The sequence below is a fragment of the Burkholderia pulmonis genome (genome assembly GCF_984667975.1).
Window position 1 is genome coordinate 1 of sequence record NZ_OZ480186.1, and the last position, 19,809, is coordinate 19,809.

Annotated in this window: 12 protein-coding genes and 3 rRNA genes; 6 read left to right on the forward strand and 9 right to left on the reverse strand. The window is 59.7% G+C overall.

Annotated elements, in window-relative coordinates:
* The 3 genes from dnaA (at position 1) to gyrB (ending at position 5,521) form a co-directional block, all read left to right on the forward strand.
* Entirely contained in the window at positions 1 to 1,578 is a 1,578-nt protein-coding gene (gene dnaA / locus AC5LXK_RS00005; protein WP_493389803.1) for a chromosomal replication initiator protein DnaA, read from the forward strand.
* Between the two features lie 169 nt (positions 1,579 to 1,747).
* A complete protein-coding gene (dnaN, locus tag AC5LXK_RS00010) occupies positions 1,748 to 2,854 on the forward strand; it encodes a DNA polymerase III subunit beta (protein WP_006750113.1) in 1,107 nt (368 codons plus the stop codon).
* A gap of 192 nt (positions 2,855 to 3,046) precedes the next feature.
* Complete coding sequence (gene gyrB / locus AC5LXK_RS00015) at positions 3,047 to 5,521, forward strand: DNA topoisomerase (ATP-hydrolyzing) subunit B (protein ID WP_493389804.1); 2,475 nt, start codon at positions 3,047 to 3,049, stop codon at positions 5,519 to 5,521.
* 1,261 nt (positions 5,522 to 6,782) lie between these two features.
* Here gyrB and AC5LXK_RS00020 read toward each other — a convergent pair.
* Positions 6,783 to 7,334, reverse strand: a complete 552-nt coding sequence (locus AC5LXK_RS00020; protein WP_493389805.1) for a PAAR domain-containing protein — start codon at positions 7,332 to 7,334, stop codon at positions 6,783 to 6,785.
* 324 nt (positions 7,335 to 7,658) lie between these two features.
* On the opposite strand from AC5LXK_RS00020, the gene AC5LXK_RS00025 reads away from it, so the two are divergent.
* Entirely contained in the window at positions 7,659 to 7,904 is a 246-nt protein-coding gene (locus AC5LXK_RS00025) for a SymE family type I addiction module toxin (RefSeq protein ID WP_493389806.1), read from the forward strand.
* A gap of 246 nt (positions 7,905 to 8,150) precedes the next feature.
* On the opposite strand, the gene rrf is transcribed toward AC5LXK_RS00025, so the two are convergent.
* The 5 genes from rrf to AC5LXK_RS00050 form a co-directional block, all read right to left on the reverse strand.
* A 5S ribosomal RNA gene (gene rrf, locus AC5LXK_RS00030) occupies positions 8,151 to 8,263 on the reverse strand.
* Positions 8,264 to 8,451: 188 nt separating this feature from the next.
* Positions 8,452 to 11,333: ribosomal RNA gene (locus AC5LXK_RS00035) — 23S ribosomal RNA — on the reverse strand.
* Between the two features lie 391 nt (positions 11,334 to 11,724).
* Positions 11,725 to 13,257: ribosomal RNA gene (locus AC5LXK_RS00040) — 16S ribosomal RNA — on the reverse strand.
* The 16S, 23S and 5S rRNA genes sit together here, the layout of an rRNA operon.
* Before the next feature lie 574 nt (positions 13,258 to 13,831).
* Positions 13,832 to 14,365: a cytochrome b gene (locus tag AC5LXK_RS00045; protein WP_493389807.1), complete on the reverse strand. Its 534-nt coding sequence runs from the start codon at positions 14,363 to 14,365 to the stop codon at positions 13,832 to 13,834.
* Positions 14,362 to 15,450: a catalase family peroxidase gene (locus AC5LXK_RS00050; RefSeq protein WP_493389808.1), complete on the reverse strand. Its 1,089-nt coding sequence runs from the start codon at positions 15,448 to 15,450 to the stop codon at positions 14,362 to 14,364. Before AC5LXK_RS00050 ends, AC5LXK_RS00045 begins: the two co-directional genes overlap by 4 nt.
* Before the next feature lie 157 nt (positions 15,451 to 15,607).
* Between AC5LXK_RS00050 and AC5LXK_RS00055 the strand changes: the two genes are divergently transcribed.
* Together AC5LXK_RS00055 and AC5LXK_RS00060 are read left to right on the forward strand one after the other, a co-directional pair.
* Entirely contained in the window at positions 15,608 to 16,129 is a 522-nt protein-coding gene (locus AC5LXK_RS00055; protein ID WP_060263554.1) for a sigma-70 family RNA polymerase sigma factor, read from the forward strand.
* The gene (locus AC5LXK_RS00060; RefSeq protein WP_493389809.1) at positions 16,126 to 16,884 is read left to right on the forward strand and encodes an anti-sigma factor family protein; all 759 of its coding nucleotides are present in this window, start codon (positions 16,126 to 16,128) and stop codon (positions 16,882 to 16,884) included. Before AC5LXK_RS00055 ends, AC5LXK_RS00060 begins: the two co-directional genes overlap by 4 nt.
* A 917-nt stretch (positions 16,885 to 17,801) precedes the next feature.
* Here the strand turns inward: AC5LXK_RS00060 and AC5LXK_RS00065 are convergent.
* The 3 genes from AC5LXK_RS00065 to AC5LXK_RS00075 form a co-directional block, all read right to left on the reverse strand.
* Entirely contained in the window at positions 17,802 to 18,701 is a 900-nt protein-coding gene (locus tag AC5LXK_RS00065) for an Imm72 family immunity protein (protein ID WP_493389810.1), read from the reverse strand.
* Between the two features lie 16 nt (positions 18,702 to 18,717).
* Positions 18,718 to 19,434 carry a hypothetical protein gene (locus AC5LXK_RS00070; RefSeq protein ID WP_493389811.1) on the reverse strand — a complete coding sequence of 239 codons (717 nt, stop codon included), beginning with the start codon at positions 19,432 to 19,434 and terminating at the stop codon, positions 18,718 to 18,720.
* Between the two features lie 81 nt (positions 19,435 to 19,515).
* Positions 19,516 to 19,755, reverse strand: coding sequence for an Imm74 family immunity protein (locus AC5LXK_RS00075; RefSeq protein ID WP_493389812.1), 240 nt, complete (start codon positions 19,753 to 19,755; stop codon positions 19,516 to 19,518).
* Between the last annotated feature and the right edge of the window lie 54 nt (positions 19,756 to 19,809).

Sequence of the window (19,809 nt, forward strand, 5' to 3'; positions counted from 1 at the left end):
ATGAACGATTTCTGGCAACACTGTTCCGCACTGCTGGAGCGCGAGCTGACGCCCCAGCAGTACGTGACGTGGATCAAACCCCTGGCCCCGGTGGCCTTCGATGCGTCGGCGAACACGCTGTCCATCGCCGCGCCGAACCGGTTCAAGCTGGACTGGGTCAAGAGCCAGTTTTCGGGTCGGATCTCCGATCTGGCCCGTGATTTCTGGAACGCGCCGATCGAAGTCCAGTTCGTCCTCGATCCGAAGGCAGGCATGCGCAGCGCCGCTCCCGCGACCGGCGCACCGGCTGCTCCGCGCGCGCCGCTGGCGCCGAGCGGCCCGGCCGCGACGGTCGCCGCGATCGCCGCCAACCTCGCCGCGAATGCCGCAGCTGCGCCCGCCGCGCCGGCCAACGTGCCGATGACGCCGTCGGCCGCTGCCGCGCATCACCTGAACGCCGACGACGCCGACATCGACCTGCCGAGCCTGCCCGCGCACGAAGCGGCGGCCGGCCGCCGCACGTGGCGCCCGGGCCCCGGCGCGGCTCCGTCCGGCGGCGAAGCCGATTCGATGTACGAACGTTCGAAGCTGAACCCGGTACTGACGTTCGACAACTTCGTGACCGGTAAGGCCAACCAGCTCGCGCGCGCCGCCGCGATCCAGGTCGCGGACAACCCCGGCATCTCGTACAACCCGCTGTTCCTGTACGGCGGCGTCGGCCTCGGCAAGACCCACCTGATCCACGCGATCGGCAACCAGCTGCTGCTCGACAAGGCCGGCGCGCGGATCCGCTACATCCACGCCGAACAATACGTGTCCGACGTGGTGAAGGCGTACCAGCGCAAGGCGTTCGACGACTTCAAGCGCTACTACCACTCGCTCGACCTGCTGCTGATCGACGATATCCAGTTCTTCTCCGGCAAGTCGCGCACGCAAGAGGAATTCTTCTACGCGTTCGAGGCGCTGGTCGCGAACAAGGCGCAGGTGATCATCACCAGCGACACGTATCCGAAGGAAATCTCGGGCATCGACGATCGCCTGATCTCGCGCTTCGATTCGGGCCTCACCGTCGCGATCGAGCCGCCCGAGCTCGAGATGCGCGTCGCGATCCTGATGCGCAAGGCGCAGTCGGAAGGCGTGAACCTGTCGGAAGATGTCGCGTTCTTCGTCGCGAAGCACCTGCGCTCGAACGTGCGCGAGCTCGAAGGCGCGCTGCGCAAGATCCTCGCGTATTCGAAGTTCCACGGCCGCGAGATCTCGATCGAGCTGACCAAGGAAGCGCTGAAGGACCTGCTGACCGTGCAGAACCGGCAGATTTCGGTCGAGAACATCCAGAAGACCGTCGCCGACTTCTACAACATCAAGGTCGCCGACATGTATTCGAAGAAGCGCCCCGCGAACATCGCGCGGCCGCGGCAGATTGCGATGTATCTCGCGAAGGAACTCACGCAGAAGAGCCTGCCGGAAATCGGCGAGCTGTTCGGCGGGCGCGATCACACCACCGTGCTGCACGCGGTGCGCAAGATCGCCGACGAGCGCAGCAAGGACGCGCAGCTCAACCACGAGCTGCACGTGCTGGAACAGACGCTGAAGGGCTGAGCGCGCGGGCGCGCTTGATAATTCGGCCTCCGCCCCAATTTAAGGGGGGCGGTTCGGTTTTGAGGCACAATACTGGTTTGACCGCCCCGGTGGTGGCGGGCCAAGAGCCCGGCCGGCGGGGCGCTGCGAGGCTGCTGCGCTGCAGGCCGTTACTCAACGAAGGAACTCTATGCAACTGGTCAAGACCGAACGAGACACCCTCCTCAGGCCGCTGCAAACGGTCAGCGGCATCGTCGAACGCCGCCATACGTTGCCGATCCTTGCCAACCTGCTGATCACCAAGAACGGCCCGGACGTTTCGTTCCTGTCGACCGACCTGGAGCTGCAGATCACCACGCGCGCCGATTTCGGCGTCGGCGGCGACCAGGTCGCGACCACCGTCGCGGCGCGCAAGCTGCTCGACATCCTGCGTGCGATGCCTGACGGCCAGGTCACGCTGTCGCTCGCCGACAAGCGCCTCACCGTTCAGTCCGGCAAGAGCCGTTTCGCACTGCAGACGCTGGCGGCCGACGAGTTCCCGACCGTCGCGCAGGCAAAGGATTTCGGCGCCACGCTCACCGTCCCGCAGAAGTCGTTCCGCCAGCTGCTCGGCATGGTGCACTTCGCGATGGCGCAGCAGGACATCCGCTACTACCTGAACGGCATGCTGCTCGTCGTCGACGGCGACCAGCTGATGGCCGTGGCCACCGACGGCCACCGCCTCGCGTTCTCGTCGATGAAGCTCGAAGGCGGCACGTTCGGCCGTCAGGAAGTCATCGTGCCGCGCAAGACGATTCTCGAGCTGCAGCGCCTGCTCGAAGACATCGACGACACCGTCACCATCGACATCGCGCAAACCCAGGCCAAGTTCACGTTCGGCCAGGTCGAGCTCGTGTCGAAACTCGTCGAGGGCAAGTTCCCCGACTTCCAGCGCGTGATCCCGAAGGCGCACAAGAACACGTTCGAGATCGGCCGTGAAGAACTGCAGCGTTCGCTGCAGCGCGCGGCGATCCTGACCTCGGACAAGTTCAAGGGCGTGCGCTGCATCATCGCGCCGGGCCAGCTGAAGATCATGTCGACCAACGCCGATCAGGAAGAGGCGCAGGAAGAACTGGAAATCGCCTACCAGGGCGATACCGTCGACATCGGCTTCAACGTCACGTATCTGCTCGACGTGCTCGCGAACCTGAAGGTCGACACCGTGCAGGTGAGCCTCGGCGACGCCAGCTCGAGCGCGCTGATTACCGTGCCCGAGAACGAAGAGTTCAAGTATGTCGTGATGCCGATGCGCATCTGACGCGCGCGACATCACGACACACACCAGGGGGCGGCAAGCCCCTTTGGCGTTTTTATGGCGAACCGACAACCCGTCCCTTTGGTGCCCTAACGGCGCCTCGGACGGGCCAGGAAAACTGGAGCGGCCCGGCGTTTTCGCAAGAAAACGCATCGCGCCGCCGCTTGAGTGGCCTCGCAGAACCGGAAGATATCCATGAGTGAACAGCACAATACGCAACCCGATAACAGCAGCTACGGCGCCTCGTCGATCCAGATCCTCGAAGGTCTGGAAGCGGTGCGCAAGCGCCCCGGGATGTACATCGGCGACACGTCGGACGGCACCGGTCTGCATCACCTCGTGTTCGAGGTGCTCGACAACTCGATCGACGAAGCGTTGGCCGGGTACTGCAACGACATCCACGTGACGATTCACGCCGACAACTCGATTTCCGTGACCGACAACGGCCGCGGGATTCCGACCGACGTGAAGATGAACGACAAGCACGAGCCGAAGCGCAGCGCCGCCGAGATCGTGATGACCGAGCTGCACGCCGGCGGCAAGTTCGACCAGAACAGCTACAAGGTGTCCGGCGGCCTGCACGGCGTGGGCGTGTCGTGCGTGAACGCGCTGTCGAGCTGGCTGCGCCTCACCGTGCGCCGCGACGGCAAGAAGCGTTTCATGGAATTCCATCGCGGCGTCGCGCAGGATCGCGTGCTCGATACGGTGGACGGCGTGGAAGTGTCGCCGATGCTCGTGACGGGTGACACCGAGAACCGCGGCACCGAAGTGCACTTCATGGCCGATCCGACTATTTTCGGCACGGTCGAGTATCACTACGACATCCTCGCGAAGCGGATGCGCGAGCTTTCGTTCCTGAACAACGGCGTGCGGATTCGCCTCACGGACCTGCGCTCGGGCAAGGAAGACGATTTCGCGTTCGCCGGCGGTGTGAAGGGCTTCGTCGAGTACATCAACAAGACGAAGACCAACCTGCACCCGACCATCTTCTTCGCCACCGGCGAGAAGGATAACGTGGGCGTCGAAGTCGCGATGCAGTGGAACGACAGCTACAACGAAAACGTGCTGTGCTTCACGAACAACATTCCGCAGCGCGACGGCGGCACGCACCTGACCGGCCTGCGGGCCGCGATGACGCGCGTCATCAACAAGTACATCACCGACAACGAAATCGCGAAGAAGGCGAAGGTCGAGACGACCGGCGACGACATGCGCGAAGGGCTGTCGTGCGTGCTCTCCGTGAAGGTGCCGGAGCCGAAGTTCAGCTCGCAGACGAAGGACAAGCTGGTGTCGTCGGAAGTGCGCGCGCCGGTTGAAGACGTCGTCGCGAAGGCGCTGGAAGAGTTCCTGCTCGAAACGCCGATCGACGCGAAGATCATCTGCGGGAAGATCGTCGAAGCCGCGCGTGCGCGTGATGCTGCGCGGAAGGCGCGTGAAATGACGCGCCGCAAGGGCGTGCTCGACGGCGTCGGCCTGCCGGGCAAGCTCGCGGACTGCCAGGAGAAAGACCCGGCGAAGTGCGAAATCTACATCGTCGAGGGTGACTCGGCAGGTGGTTCGGCGAAGCAAGGGCGTGACCGGAAGTTCCAGGCGATCCTGCCGCTGCGCGGCAAGGTGCTGAACGTCGAGAAGGCGCGCTACGACAAGCTGCTGTCGTCGGAACAGATCGTCACGCTCGTGACCGCGCTTGGGTGCGGGATCGGCAAGGAAGACTACAACCTCGACAAGCTGCGCTATCACCGCATCATCATCATGACCGACGCGGACGTGGACGGTGCGCACATCCGGACGCTGCTGCTCACGTTCCTGTATCGCCAGATGCCGGACATGATCGAGCGCGGATACGTGTATATCGCGCAGCCGCCGCTTTACAAGATCAAGGCGGGCAAGGACGAGCGGTATCTGAAGGATGACGTGGAGCTGAACGCGCACATGCTGCGGTTGGCGCTGCAAGGCTCAGAGCTGGTGCCGGGTGAGAATGCCGCTGCGATTTCGGGCGATGCGCTTGGGGAGCTGGCGCGGTCGTACCTGCTGTCGAAGAGCGTGATCGAGCGGTTGAGCCGGTTGTATGACCCGGCCGCGCTGGAAGCGGTCATGGACGGCGTGGTGATCGACCTCTCCAACGAGGCTTCGACCGAGGCTTCGGCTAAGGCCCTGCACGCTGCATTGCATGATGAAGCGCTGAAGAACGAAGTGCGGGTTGTGCCTTCGTATGATCCGGTTCGCGAACAGCGGTCGCTGCACGTCGAGCGGACGCATCACGGCAACGTGCGCGTTTCGGTCATCGACCAGGAATTCCAGCACACGGCGGATTATCAGCAGCTCGTGACCACCGCGAATACGTTCAAGGGGCTCATCGGGGAAGGTGCGATCATCAAGCGCGGTGAGCGCAGCATGGTCGTGGCGGACTTCAAGAGCGCGATGAAATGGCTGCTGGCGGATGCCGAGCGGAACGTTTCGAAGCAGCGGTATAAGGGGCTGGGGGAGATGAACCCCGGGCAGCTGTGGGAAACGACGATGGATCCGACGGTGCGGCGACTGCTGCGTGTGCAGATCGAGGATGCGATTGCTGCGGATGGGATCTTTACCACCCTCATGGGGGATGATGTCGAGCCGCGGCGGGCGTTTATTGAGTCGAATGCGTTGCGGGCGGGGAATATTGACGTTTGATTTTTGCTCATAGGCCGGGCAAGCAAGCACGTTAGATCCCACAATCCTGCAAGTATGTGGCTGGTAGGTTATCAAGTTTCTCGTAAGGACTGCGACCACTGCATCACTATCTCGACCTACGGATTCTTAATCCGTAGGTCGAGTGTTCGAGTCACTCACGCCTCACCATCGAATTTTGTATTAGAAAATCAAGCACTTGTGCGAAAGCGTTGGTGCTTTTTTTCGTCTATCGCCCGCGTGGGTAGGCGTCAAAAACTGGCCTTTGCCGGAAATCTGCCGGAACGGAAGAATCCAGACCAAGCGAACTCAATCTTTCGCATGAAGTCTGGACTGGCATACATCAATCAGCGCGGGGAGTATTGGCGCGCAGAGGTTCGTCGGCGTGGGTACAAACCGGTCTATCGCACGTTCGACACGAAGCAACAGGCACAAAAATGGGCTCGCCACGTCGAGGGCGAGATGGATACGGGATCGTATGTCGATCGATCCGAAGCCGAGCGAACAACCTTGGCCGAAGCACTGGAACGCTACCGGAGAGAGATCGTCCCCGAGAAGCGCCATCCCTACCAAGAAGAACGTCGCATTGACCGCTGGCTGGCGAACGACTTAGCGTTTCGAACTCGCCAACCTGAAGGGTGCCGACTTTGCCAAGTACCGAGACAAACGCCGCGCGGCCGGCCGCCGCGTGGAGGGGCTGTTGAACCCGCTCGGCAACATCCGGAAGCCATCGGGCAGCAAAGCCCGAGACCGCCGCCTACACCCTGGCGAATTCGACAAGCTCAAGTCCCTTCTGTCTGCCAGCCGCAATCAATGGGTCACCCCCGCCTTCGAACTCGCCATTGAAACCAGCCTACACCAAGGCGCCCTGTTCAGTCTCCGATGGAAATGGACGGATCTGAAAGCACGAGTTATCCGTTTCCCTGGGACGCCCGAGGGGCCGACAACAAGGGCGTACCGGCAGTTCTGCCGCTATCCATGCGTGCAACCAACGTCCTCCGTTATCTTGCGGCGCATACGGAAGGCGATGACACGCGACTCGCACGCGCCACATTCGGTCCACCTGACGTTCGCCACAACCTATTAGGACTTGTCTTTGCTACCAGCGTATGCGGTGATCTGCGTCTGGTAGCGCACTCTCCAGGCGGCCGGAACGAAGAATCCTGAACTGCTGACACTTCGTTGGCACGATCTCCGGCATGAGGCGGCTTCGCGGCTCTTTGAAAAAGAGCCTGCATCCGCTAGAGGTTGCGTCCATAGTCGCTCATCGCGCCCACCTTTGCAGCGCCTGGAAGCCAATCGCGATGTCGAGCTGCTGAGGATTGTCAGTGTGAACGCGAGGGCAGCGCCCCTGGCTATCAGTCAGCCCTTTGTACGTGACGCCAGATGCAGTACGAATGTTATAAGGCACACCGGGTAGAGGCTTGCCGTCATGGTCAACGACTCGCACTCGCTCGTCGCACGATTCGAGACGACGCTCCGGAAGTGGATTCCCTGCCGGGCAGAAGCCCAGTTCGGCCAGCTCTCCGGCGGTGAACCTCATCGAAGCGGTATCCTGAGATGCCCGCATGACAGGGTTCGGGTGGCAACGGCAAGAGCAGAGATCACCGTCAAGCGCAGCGTGCTTGCCCATGAGTGAATCTGGCCACCGTGGCCCCTGGCCCACGATAACGCCGGTCGACTCGCACGCGGAGCAGTAAACTTTGGCGCCGAGAAAGGTAACCGGCGTACCGTGATGCATGAAGAAATCCATGCCCTCGAGGACGACTCCACCGTTCGACGAGCGGTCTCCCTTCTTGAGATAGAACCGTTTCATTATGCTTCGCCTTATTTTATTAGGTATGCGAATTCATATCATTTCTGTCGTCGGCAAACTATTGGACAGATACGAAATTCTCTCTATGTCCGATGCGTCTCTTCTTTACGGATTCGCCGTTTGGCCATCCAACAACTAATTCGATTTATGAGATGCCCCACGAACTAAACTGTCCGTAGTGCGCGCGATAGAGAAGATAGCTGCACTAGAAATCGCGAACTAGAAGGAAGGCTGAAGAGAGAGCAAAGCAGTAAGAGCGCGGGCCGCATGGGCTGCCACCCATACGACCCGCTGACCACAACCAACTCACACTAGGAGTCGGAAATGGCTAACGCCAATCATAAGTCACGCCCTGTCGTAACGGAACGCTTCATCACTGTTCAAGAGTCAGCGCGCCATCATTCCTTGTCTAGGGTCCTCCGCGCCATCAGAGCGCACCGGAAACTGAACACGACGTATTTCCCGTGGATCAAATTGGCGGGAGTATGGCTTGAGGATGCGGGATTCGAAGTAGGAGAACGCGTACGGGTGACTGTCGAGGACAAGCGGATCATCATCACGCCGATGTGATCGACGCATTGCCCACGGTGGGCGTCGCAAGTCACCACCGCTCAGGTAGCTCAGTACCCGATACTCTGCACCGTTAGTAACTGTGACAAGCGACGATTGCCCTGCAAATGCAGCGGGCCGGTCACTCAGGTCCGCTGCCACGTAGCCTTTCAGCACGAGCTGCAACCCATACCAGGCGCACCATACATTTCCATCGCCGAAATGCAAAAACCCCCGCCTTTCGGGCGGGGGTTTCTGGCTTAGGGAGCCTGACGATTACCTACTTTCACACGGGAATCCGCACTATCATCGGCGTAGAGTCGTTTCACGGTCCTGTTCGGGATGGGAAGGGGTGGGACCGACTCGCTATGGTCATCAGGCAAAGAGGGATGTTGTGCTGACTTCGCAGCACAACCAATCTTGGAAGAAGCAGTAATTTGGTTGGGTTGTGAGGTTGTATCTCACACATATGCGGTACTTCAACCGCAGTACATCGAGCGCCTTGCACTCGATGCTCGACATTCGTACAGCGCTGAAGCGCTAACGACTGTCGAGACAGACTTGTTATAGGATCAAGCCTTACGGGCAATTAGTATCAGTTAGCTGAACGCATTACTGCGCTTACACACCTGACCTATCAACGTCCTGGTCTCGAACGACCCTTCAAGGGGATCTAGTCCCCAGGGATATCTCATCTTAAGGCGAGTTTCCCGCTTAGATGCTTTCAGCGGTTATCTCTTCCGAACATAGCTACCCGGCGATGCCACTGGCGTGACAACCGGTACACCAGAGGTTCGTCCACTCCGGTCCTCTCGTACTAGGAGCAGCCCCCTTCAAATATCCAACGCCCACGGCAGATAGGGACCAAACTGTCTCACGACGTTTTAAACCCAGCTCACGTACCTCTTTAAATGGCGAACAGCCATACCCTTGGGACCGGCTACAGCCCCAGGATGAGATGAGCCGACATCGAGGTGCCAAACACCGCCGTCGATATGAACTCTTGGGCGGTATCAGCCTGTTATCCCCAGAGTACCTTTTATCCGTTGAGCGATGGCCCTTCCATACAGAACCACCGGATCACTATGACCTGCTTTCGCACCTGCTCGACTTGTCGGTCTCGCAGTTAAGCACGCTTATGCCATTGCACTATCAGCACGATTTCCGACCGTACCTAGCGTACCTTCGTACTCCTCCGTTACGCTTTGGGAGGAGACCGCCCCAGTCAAACTGCCTACCATGCACTGTCCCCGACCCGGATCACGGGCCAAGGTTAGAACCTCAAACAAACCAGGGTGGTATTTCAAGGACGGCTCCACCGAAACTAGCGTTCCGGTTTCATAGCCTCCCACCTATCCTACACAGATCGGTTCAAAGTCCAATGCAAAGCTACAGTAAAGGTTCATGGGGTCTTTCCGTCTAGCCGCGGGTAGATTGCATCATCACAAACACTTCAACTTCGCTGAGTCTCGGGAGGAGACAGTGTGGCCATCGTTACGCCATTCGTGCAGGTCGGAACTTACCCGACAAGGAATTTCGCTACCTTAGGACCGTTATAGTTACGGCCGCCGTTTACCGGGACTTCAATCAAGAGCTTGCACCCCATCATTTAATCTTCCGGCACCGGGCAGGCGTCACACCCTATACGTCCACTTTCGTGTTTGCAGAGTGCTGTGTTTTTATTAAACAGTCGCAGCCACCAGTTTATTGCAACCCCTTCACCCTCTGCCCGCAGGGGCATCAAGCTACAAGGGCGTACCTTATCCCGAAGTTACGGTACCAATTTGCCGAGTTCCTTCTCCCGAGTTCTCTCAAGCGCCTTAGAATACTCATCTCGCCCACCTGTGTCGGTTTGCGGTACGGTCATTGTTAAACTGAAGCTTAGAGGCTTTTCTTGGAACCACTTCCAATTGCTTCGCTCCCTAAGGAGCTCGCGCCACACCCTTGAATTCCGCGCCCGGATTTGCCTAAGCGCCTTCTCCAATGCAGCGACCGGGACTTCCAACACCCGGACAACCTTCCGCGATCCGTCCCCCCATCGCATTTAACAATGGTGCAGGAATATTGACCTGCTTCCCATCAGCTACGCATTTCTGCCTCGCCTTAGGGGCCGACTCACCCTACGCCGATGAACGTTGCGTAGGAAACCTTGGGCTTACGGCGAGGGGGCCTTTCACCCCCTTTATCGCTACTCATGTCAGCATTCGCACTTCCGATACCTCCAGCACGCTTTTCAACGCACCTTCGCAGGCTTACGGAACGCTCTCCTACCATGCGTGCAAAGCACGCATCCGCAGCTTCGGTATATAGCTTAGCCCCGTTACATCTTCCGCGCAGGACGACTCGATCAGTGAGCTATTACGCTTTCTTTAAAGGATGGCTGCTTCTAAGCCAACCTCCTGACTGTTTTAGCCTTCCCACTTCGTTTCCCACTTAGCTATATTTGGGGACCTTAGCTGGCGGTCTGGGTTGTTTCCCTCTTGACACCGGACGTTAGCACCCGATGTCTGTCTCCCGTGATTGCACTCTTCGGTATTCGGAGTTTGCTATGGCGGGGTAATCTGCAATAGACCCCCCAACCATGACAGTGCTCTACCCCCGAAGGTGAGACACGAGGCACTACCTAAATAGTTTTCGGAGAGAACCAGCTATTTCCAAGTTTGTTTAGCCTTTCACCCCTATCCACAGCTCATCCCCTAACTTTTCAACGTTAGTGGGTTCGGACCTCCAGTACGTGTTACCGCACCTTCATCCTGGCCATGGATAGATCACTTGGTTTCGGGTCTACGCCCAGCAACTGAACGCCCTATTCGGACTCGCTTTCGCTACGCCTGCCCTATACGGTTAAGCTTGCTACTGAACGTAAGTCGCTGACCCATTATACAAAAGGTACGCCGTCACCCCTTTCGAGGCTCCGACTGTTTGTATGCATGCGGTTTCAGGATCTATTTCACTCCCCTCCCGGGGTTCTTTTCACCTTTCCCTCACGGTACTGGTTCACTATCGGTCGATCACGAGTATTTAGCCTTGGAGGATGGTCCCCCCATCTTCAGACAGGATTTCACGTGTCCCGCCCTACTTATCGTACACTTAGTTCTTTCATACTGTTTTCGCCTACGGGGCTATCACCCGCTATGGCCGCACTTTCCAGAGCGTTCGGCTAACAATACAAATAAAGAGTACAAGGCTCATCCCATTTCGCTCGCCACTACTTTGGGAATCTCGGTTGATTTCTTTTCCTGCGGTTACTTAGATGTTTCAGTTCACCGCGTTCGCTTCACATGGCCTATGTATTCAGCCATGGATACTCCAAAAGGAGTGGGTTTCCCCATTCGGACATCTACGGATCAAAGCTTGTTTGCCAGCTCCCCGTAGCTTTTCGCAGGCTACCGCGTCCTTCATCGCCTGTGATCGCCAAGGCATCCACCACATGCACTTGTTCGCTTGACCCTATAACGAGTCTGTCTCGCGACAGTCGCTACAGGTTGAGTTCTCGCATTTGTGCCGTATTCCAATTGAGCCGAACGTTAAGTTCGAATCATCTTGAGATACATCGATACAATCACAACCCGGATAGTTTTCACGTCCATCTCATAGACGCTTCCGCTATCCAAATTACTTACTTCTTCCAGATTGTTAAAGAACGACAGCCGATACTTTCGTACCGCTCTGACTGGCTCAATCGCCAATGAGAAAAACTCGAACCAAACTTCATTCGAATGTTTGTCATTGAAGATTATTGAATGCGGCCGGCATTTTAACCGGTTTATACCGCAGACAGCTAGTCTGTCTTAATCAACAGCCGATAAGCGTGAGCGCTCAACTTTGCGAGAAGCTCTAGAAAGGAGGTGATCCAGCCGCACCTTCCGATACGGCTACCTTGTTACGACTTCACCCCAGTCATGAATCCTACCGTGGTGACCGTCCTCCTTGCGGTTAGACTAGCCACTTCTGGTAAAACCCACTCCCATGGTGTGACGGGCGGTGTGTACAAGACCCGGGAACGTATTCACCGCGGCATGCTGATCCGCGATTACTAGCGATTCCAGCTTCATGCACTCGAGTTGCAGAGTGCAATCCGGACTACGATCGGTTTTCTGGGATTAGCTCCCCCTCGCGGGTTGGCAACCCTCTGTTCCGACCATTGTATGACGTGTGAAGCCCTACCCATAAGGGCCATGAGGACTTGACGTCATCCCCACCTTCCTCCGGTTTGTCACCGGCAGTCTCCTTAGAGTGCTCTTGCGTAGCAACTAAGGACAAGGGTTGCGCTCGTTGCGGGACTTAACCCAACATCTCACGACACGAGCTGACGACAGCCATGCAGCACCTGTGTATCGGTTCTCTTTCGAGCACTTCCACCTCTCAGCGGAATTCCGACCATGTCAAGGGTAGGTAAGGTTTTTCGCGTTGCATCGAATTAATCCACATCATCCACCGCTTGTGCGGGTCCCCGTCAATTCCTTTGAGTTTTAATCTTGCGACCGTACTCCCCAGGCGGTCAACTTCACGCGTTAGCTACGTTACTAAGGAAATGAATCCCCAACAACTAGTTGACATCGTTTAGGGCGTGGACTACCAGGGTATCTAATCCTGTTTGCTCCCCACGCTTTCGTGCATGAGCGTCAGTATTGGCCCAGGGGGCTGCCTTCGCCATCGGTATTCCTCCACATCTCTACGCATTTCACTGCTACACGTGGAATTCTACCCCCCTCTGCCATACTCTAGCTTGCCAGTCACCAATGCAGTTCCCAGGTTGAGCCCGGGGATTTCACATCGGTCTTAACAAACCGCCTGCGCACGCTTTACGCCCAGTAATTCCGATTAACGCTCGCACCCTACGTATTACCGCGGCTGCTGGCACGTAGTTAGCCGGTGCTTATTCTTCCGGTACCGTCATCCCCCGACCGTATTAGGGCCAAGGATTTCTTTCCGGACAAAAGTGCTTTACAACCCGAAGGCCTTCTTCACACACGCGGCATTGCTGGATCAGGCTTTCGCCCATTGTCCAAAATTCCCCACTGCTGCCTCCCGTAGGAGTCTGGGCCGTGTCTCAGTCCCAGTGTGGCTGGTCGTCCTCTCAGACCAGCTACTGATCGTCGCCTTGGTAGGCCTTTACCCCACCAACTAGCTAATCAGCCATCGGCCAACCCTATAGCGCGAGGCCCGAAGGTCCCCCGCTTTCATCCGTAGATCGTATGCGGTATTAATCCGGCTTTCGCCGGGCTATCCCCCACTACAGGACATGTTCCGATGTATTACTCACCCGTTCGCCACTCGCCACCAGGTGCAAGCACCCGTGCTGCCGTTCGACTTGCATGTGTAAGGCATGCCGCCAGCGTTCAATCTGAGCCAGGATCAAACTCTTCAGTTTAAACCTGTTACTGTTTTCGGTTCAGTTAAGAACCGGTCGCTCACTCAAAGCTGACAGGAATATGAATCACTTCATAAACCTGACTTACTTTAGTGTGAGACTCTTGATACTTTCGCTATCTGATCCGAAGATCAGCTCGCTTCCATCAAGCGCCCACACTTATCGGCTGTTAATTTTTAAAGAGCATTTCTGCGAGAAACTTCGTGTTTCTCAGCAGCGCTGCGTTTTCAGCAGCAGAGAAGCGAGATTATCAACCGTTTTTTAAAACTCGTCAACAACTTTTTTAACTACTTCGTTGCGACGACTGCGGTTTAATTTCGTGTGCACTGGAGTTGTTAAAACCAACTTCAACAGCACCGCTTCCCTTCTTCCCCCGCGCTGCGTTTCCGTTAGCGCGAAAGAGGCGTGATTCTAAGCATGCGCTCCCATCTACGCAACCCCCTTTGTGAAATATTTTTGACATGCCGTGCCGGGTGCCACTGAACCACCTCAGTGCTCATATATAGGCGACACGGCAGGAGCAACCTCGGTCGCCCGTGAACCGCCCCGCCGTATCGAACGCAACTTCCGTCGATTACCGCCCCACCATCGCCCTCACCACGCCGTCCCGCCGAATCAGCCCGTGATACAGCGCCGCCGCAAAGTGCGCGAGGAACGTCAGGAAGAACAGATAGGCCAGCACGCGATGCGCAACCCTGAGCCAGGCGAACGTCACCGGATCAGCCGAAACGATCGCCGGCAACTGCACGCCACCGCCCAGCGTCACCGGGTACCCGCCGGCCGACAGCATCGCCCACCCGATCAGCGGCATCGCCACCATCAGCGCATACAGCACGAGATGGGACCCGTGCGCGGCCACCTTCTGCCACCAAGGCAGATCCTCGGGCAGCGCCGGCGGCTTCGACAGCACCCGCACCACGATCCGCACGCACACGAGCACCAGCACGGCCACGCCCAGCGGCTTGTGAATCGCCACCAGGATCTCGTGCCGCTCGGAAACGGACGCCACCATCCCCACCCCGATGAACAGCATCGCGAGGATCATCGCGGCCATCACCCAGTGCAGCACCCGCGCCGGCAAGCTAAACGTCGTCGAATCCTTCATCATCGTCCCTCCCCACTCAATCGCGCCACGCCTGCCACCCCGGCCTCTTCGCTCGTGCGCCGCAAATACGAATCCGCATACGCCGCCGAGCGCGCCGCCAGCAGCGGATCGCCCGACACCTGAATCCCCTGCGGCAGCACCGTCGGGTCGTAATTCACGTCGCGGCACGGCCCGCTGTCCTGCGCCTCCACCCGGTCGAGCACGAGCGTGCCCGCATCGATCGTCGTGCGCTGCGCAGGCCAGACCTTCGTCGCGTCGTCCACCGGATCGCCGGGCTCCGCCAGCGTGACCAGCAGCTTCCACTTCTGCGCGCCGGCCGCGACGCGCTGCGTCAGGTCCTGCTGCAGTACGTTCGGATCGGCAGCCGTCGCGACGTCGCCGGCGCCGGCCGTCTGCTCCGGCACGACGCGCCACCGCACCGCCTGGCGCTTGCCGGCCGCGTCGACGAAGTAGAACGCGTTCAACCCGTAATAGCTTTCGGTGACGTAACTCGCGCTCGGCTTCGCACCCTTCACCCATTGCAGGAACGCGGCCGCCTCCGGATGCGCGCCGAAGAACGCCTTCACCTTCGCCGGATCGGGCTTGCCCGTCTTCGGATCGGGCCGGGTCGCCAGCGTCTGCTGGTAGAACGCCTGCGGTGTCGCCACCGGGAATACCGGCATCGCGTTCATCCCGGTTCGCCATTGCTCGCCGTCCGGCGCGGTGAGCCTCAGCGCGAGGCTGCGGATCGGCACGCTGCTGTCGGGCGCATAAGGATTCCCGCCCGGCAACGCGAAGCGCCCGACCACCGGCGTACGCACCGCCTTGAAGAACGGCGCGACCGAATACGCGCTCGCGGCGCCGTTGCCCTCGAAGTAACCGGTCACGCATACGCCCTTCGCGTGATTGCGCCGGAAGCCCGGATGGATGCCGCTGTTGGTCTGCAGCGCATCGACGAGCCGGTGCGGGGTCAGACGCGCCGGCGCGAGCCAGCCGCCCGTGTAGCCAAACGCGACGGTCACGCCGGCCACCGCGCCGCCGATCACGGCCCAGCGCCACCACCCGCGCCCGGGCTCGCTCTGCGGCGAAGAAGAGGAAGATTGCTTCATGAATGCGCTCCCGATCGTCAGATCATTGTCGAACGCGCGTAAGACGCCAGCCGCGCCGCTTTATTCCACGGAAATTTTTTTCCTATGCTGGATGGAATAATCGATGCCGGCCGGCGTCCTACGCGGCATCTCGACCCTTTCGGCAACCGGCCCGGCCATGCCCTCCACCGCCCTCGACGACGAAGCATTGCGCGAACTCATCCCCAGGCTGCGACGCTTCGCACTCTGGCTGGCGCGCGACGTCCACGCGGCCGACGATCTCGTCCAGTCGACGCTCGAGCGCGCACTGTCGCGCTGGACGAGCCGTCGCGACGACGCGTCGCTGCGCAGTTGGCTCTTCACGATCCTGTACCGGCAGTTTCTCGACGGGAAACGCAGCGCGAAGCGCTATAACTGGCTGCTCGGCCGCATCCGCGACGACGACGAAGCGCACTGGCCGTCCGCCGAACGCGAATTCGCGGCGCGCGCGACGCTCGAAGCGTTCGGCCGGCTCTCCGACGAGCAGCGCAGCCTGCTGCTGCTCGTCGCGGTCGAGGGCTTCACCTATCAGGAAGTCGCCGACCTGCTCGAGGTGCCGATCGGCACCGTGATGTCGCGGCTCTCCCGCGCACGCCAGGCGCTGCGCCAGCTCAGCGATGGCGAGCTTCCCGCTCCTTCCTTGCGATTGATGAAGAAATGAACACGCCTCCGAACGAACACGACCTTCAGGCCTATGTCGACGGCCAGCTCGACGACGAGGCGCGCGCCGCGGTCGAGCGCTATCTCGCGCTGCATCCGAAGCGCGCGGAACAGGTGAAGCAATGGCAGCAGGATGCGCAGCGGTTGCGGTCCGCGCTGGAGAGCGTGCGGATGCCGGCCGATAACCCCGCGCTCGATCCGGCGGCAATTCGCGGCCGGCGCGCGGAGCGCTCGCGGATGCGGTTCGCGATGGCGGCTTCGTTCGTGTTCTGCGTCGGGCTGGGGACGTTCGGCGGGTGGCAGGCGCGCGGGTGGAATGCCGCGCCGCCGATCGCGCCGATGAGCGATGCCGTCAAGGCTTACCGGATGATGGTGGTCGATCAGACGGCCAAGGTCGATTACCGGCCGACGGGTGCGGGTGATTTGCAGGGGTGGCTCACCAAACGCGTGGGCGCTTCGGCGAGACTGCCGGATTTGAGCGCGGCGGGGTTCAGGCCGGTTGGCGGGCGGCTGTTCACGACGGACAGCGGCGCCACGGCCGCGATGGTGCTCTATGAGGATGGCGCCGGGCAGACGCTGAGCTTCTATCTCCGTCCCGCGGAATCGGAACATCGGCTGCTGCCGGCCGGGCAACGCGTGGATGGCGCGTTGCTCGCGCGGTATGGATCGGTGAACGGACTCAACTATGCGGTGGTCGGGCCAGCCGGGAGTCTCGGGGAAAAGGCCGTCGTACAGGCGCTCGATCAGCAGACTTGAGTGGTACGATGCGCGCCCTGCCGGCGGTCGGTGGTGGCCGCCTGAGCCTTGTGCGGTGTGGCTCGGCGGGCTTGAATGCGATTACGCTCACCCGTTGATTGCACAGCGTTCCGACTGACTTTGCCGGCTGGTTTTCCGCATCGATGGAGCGGGTTCGGTACCCTCACCTTTAGAATCACAGGGTTTCGAGTCGCTGCGGAACAGGATGTTCACATCGATCATGGTGGCGCTTCATGCGGACATCGGTCCGTTCGCTCACCTTGGGTCTGCACAGCGTTTCGGGTTGTTTGGGCGCGCGATATCCACACCCCGTGAGATAGTGCGAACATCCGCACCAAATTCGCTTCCCCTCACCCGTTGGCTGCACAGGATTTCGAGTGCCTTGGCTGCTCGATATCCACAACGCATTCCATCACGACGGATTGCGCGGACACACTCCGCATCACCTGCTCCATTCCGGCAAATCCTTGTCAGAGAAGGTGTTTCGGCTGATTTGCGTAGTCGAATGCATGGTGCTCACCCGTTCGATGCACAGCGATTCGACTGGTCGGAGGTGTGGGTTGTCCACATACCAGCCGCCGACAAGCGCACGAGACACGACGCACATTCCGCGTGCGTCGACGTCGCGCGCCGACTGCCTCCATCCCGTTGTTTGCTCGCGCATTCGGCTCTGTCTGCCGCGGTCAGATCTCGCCGGAATCCACGCCCAGCCTGCGATCCAGCTGCACGCTCACCTTCTGTCTGCACAGCGTTTCACCTCGTTTTATGGTGCGTTATCCACATCCAAAGGTCGACCACCTCCACCGCCTCCAACGTCACTTGGTCAGATAAGTCCCGAGAAGCGTCGCGGTGTTGAGCGTGACCGAGCATCGATCGACCGCGCCGAAATTCAGCTTGCTCATGGTGTTCTCCGGGTATCACGGGTTCAGGCTCGTCTGCGACGCTTGCCGCGGCTCGAGGAAATACTGCGATTCGTCGGGAACGACGCCGTCTGCGTAACGCCGGTCTTCCCATAACAATCGCCAGCACGTCGGGATGAACAATCCCGGGAAATCATCCGTGATGTTCGGCGCACGCGTGCCCCGGATGAAATAATTGAAGCAACCTCCATTACGCAAACTGGGCATGACGACAGGCACGATGCCCGGCCGCCTCGACCACCCGACGACGACAGGCTCCCAGATGCCGTCGCAAGGCACTTTCCGGCCGGTCCAGATGACCGGGCCCACCGCTTGCGGAACCTCGGGCAGGTGCTCTGGAAACATCGGATACGGAAGCGTGTGGAAGTTGCGCTCATAGGCACTCGGGGACAGCAGCAGTCTTGCCGAGTGCAGTTTTGCGAGGTCTCCGAAATAACCTTCCCGACTGAACGGCGCATACTCCAACTGGTATTCCGAAGCGTGCAGCAGCCGGGCCAGCGCGTCGATCTTCGGCGGGTATGGGGCAATCTGCCCACCGCGATCCCAGTAATCCGGATTAGGGTAGAAATAGGCGTCCAAAAGGTCATACCGCCTGGACGCGTGCTGCAGCGGCCCACCGCGCTGCCAGCCGAACCGGTTCCCTCTGGCCAGCTCGGTTAGCCCGCGATCGTAAGCAGCGAGAATCTCGGCGATGATCGGAAAGTGGGTGTCCTGAATGGGCTCCGGATCGTCATCGGGCCACGTGTTCACTGCATGCTCGTATGCGTTCGCGAATCGCGCGAACGCCTCGCGCTTGCGCGTCCAGAGCGACAGGCTCGTCAGGCGTTGAAGCAGCCAGAAGATCTTGCGCCGGGTGGCGTCGTCCGTCATGTCGTACTGCTCGATCGTGTCCGTCATCGCTGATCCATTGCGTTCACGTCGGCGTGTCATTGCTACCTGGCCCGCTGCGCTTCAACACCTCCCGCAGGCACACCGGGCACACGCGCTCACCGGCGTCCCACAGCCTCACGAACGTAGCCCGATCGTCGATCCGGAACGTCGACTCGACGATGTCGATATCCGGCCCGAGCACCTTGCGCAAAAAAGCTTCGTCGAACCAGTGCTTCGGTTCGTGCTTCGCGCTGCCATTCGTCACCTGCACGACGTGACGATCGCGAATCACATCGATCGTCAGGATCGCCGTTTCGATATCCGGCGAGGTTCGGGTCGGCAGGATCAAGCCGTGAAGCTCGCATCGCGCGTGATTCGAAGGCCATTTCGCATTCGCCGCGACAACGGACGTGTCGAACGCCTGCTCTTTCGTCGTCGGTTTATAGGGCGTTTCGCCGGAGCGCACGAGCAGTTCGTCCAGGCATGCCGAACACAGATGCGCGCGCAAGCGCTCCAGCGCTGCAATCTTCGGAAACGCCTTCACGTGCGCAACGTTGTCGACCAAGGTCGCATCGACCTCGTGCTCGTCGAGTTCCGCACGCAGCATCCACATTTCCCGGCTGTACTTCGGCCGGTCGAGCGAAACCTTCACCAGTTCGCCGGACAAGAACTGTCCGCGCTGCCGGATGCGCGCGGCAATGCCCGTCGACGTCGTGATCCCGTTGTCGTATCCATGCCGATGGCAGACGATCGGCCCCATTACCGGCTCCGGTTGCGGGCAGTGCTCATGTCGCCCGGGTCTTTCTTCGGTTTCATCGTGTCGGTCGTCGTCATCGACGGCTCAGGGTTCAAATTCGACCGTCGCGCGTCGCGACGAGAAATACGCGGTGATCGCCGACAGCACGTCCTGGCGGGTGACGGAATCGATCGTCCCGTCATCGTTCGTCGGCTCGACGTACATCATCGATTCGACATAGACGACAAATGCGGGACCATTGTCCACGCCGGGCAGCAACGCCTCGCCAGACACCCGCACGGTCCGCTCTCCGTCGGATAGCACGATCTCGCCGCGCGACACCATCAGGACCTCGTACGTCATCGACTTGCCTCACGTAGTTCAGTCATGTCTTCCGCC

Excerpts from the sequence above, each read along its gene's own strand:
- AC5LXK_RS00045 (WP_493389807.1), bottom strand. The coding sequence starts at position 14,365 with ATGATGAAGGATTCGACGACGTTTAGCTTGCCGGCGCGGGTGCTGCAC.
- gyrB (WP_493389804.1), top strand. The coding sequence starts at position 3,047 with ATGAGTGAACAGCACAATACGCAACCCGATAACAGCAGCTACGGCGCC.
- AC5LXK_RS00055 (WP_060263554.1), top strand. The coding sequence starts at position 15,608 with ATGCCCTCCACCGCCCTCGACGACGAAGCATTGCGCGAACTCATCCCC.
- AC5LXK_RS00050 (WP_493389808.1), bottom strand. The coding sequence starts at position 15,450 with ATGAAGCAATCTTCCTCTTCTTCGCCGCAGAGCGAGCCCGGGCGCGGG.
- dnaA (WP_493389803.1), top strand. The coding sequence starts at position 1 with ATGAACGATTTCTGGCAACACTGTTCCGCACTGCTGGAGCGCGAGCTG.
- AC5LXK_RS00025 (WP_493389806.1), top strand. The coding sequence starts at position 7,659 with ATGGCTAACGCCAATCATAAGTCACGCCCTGTCGTAACGGAACGCTTC.
- AC5LXK_RS00070 (WP_493389811.1), bottom strand. The coding sequence starts at position 19,434 with ATGGGGCCGATCGTCTGCCATCGGCATGGATACGACAACGGGATCACG.
- AC5LXK_RS00075 (WP_493389812.1), bottom strand. The coding sequence starts at position 19,755 with ATGGTGTCGCGCGGCGAGATCGTGCTATCCGACGGAGAGCGGACCGTG.
- AC5LXK_RS00020 (WP_493389805.1), bottom strand. The coding sequence starts at position 7,334 with ATGAAACGGTTCTATCTCAAGAAGGGAGACCGCTCGTCGAACGGTGGA.
- AC5LXK_RS00060 (WP_493389809.1), top strand. The coding sequence starts at position 16,126 with ATGAACACGCCTCCGAACGAACACGACCTTCAGGCCTATGTCGACGGC.
- dnaN (WP_006750113.1), top strand. The coding sequence starts at position 1,748 with ATGCAACTGGTCAAGACCGAACGAGACACCCTCCTCAGGCCGCTGCAA.
- AC5LXK_RS00065 (WP_493389810.1), bottom strand. The coding sequence starts at position 18,701 with ATGACGGACACGATCGAGCAGTACGACATGACGGACGACGCCACCCGG.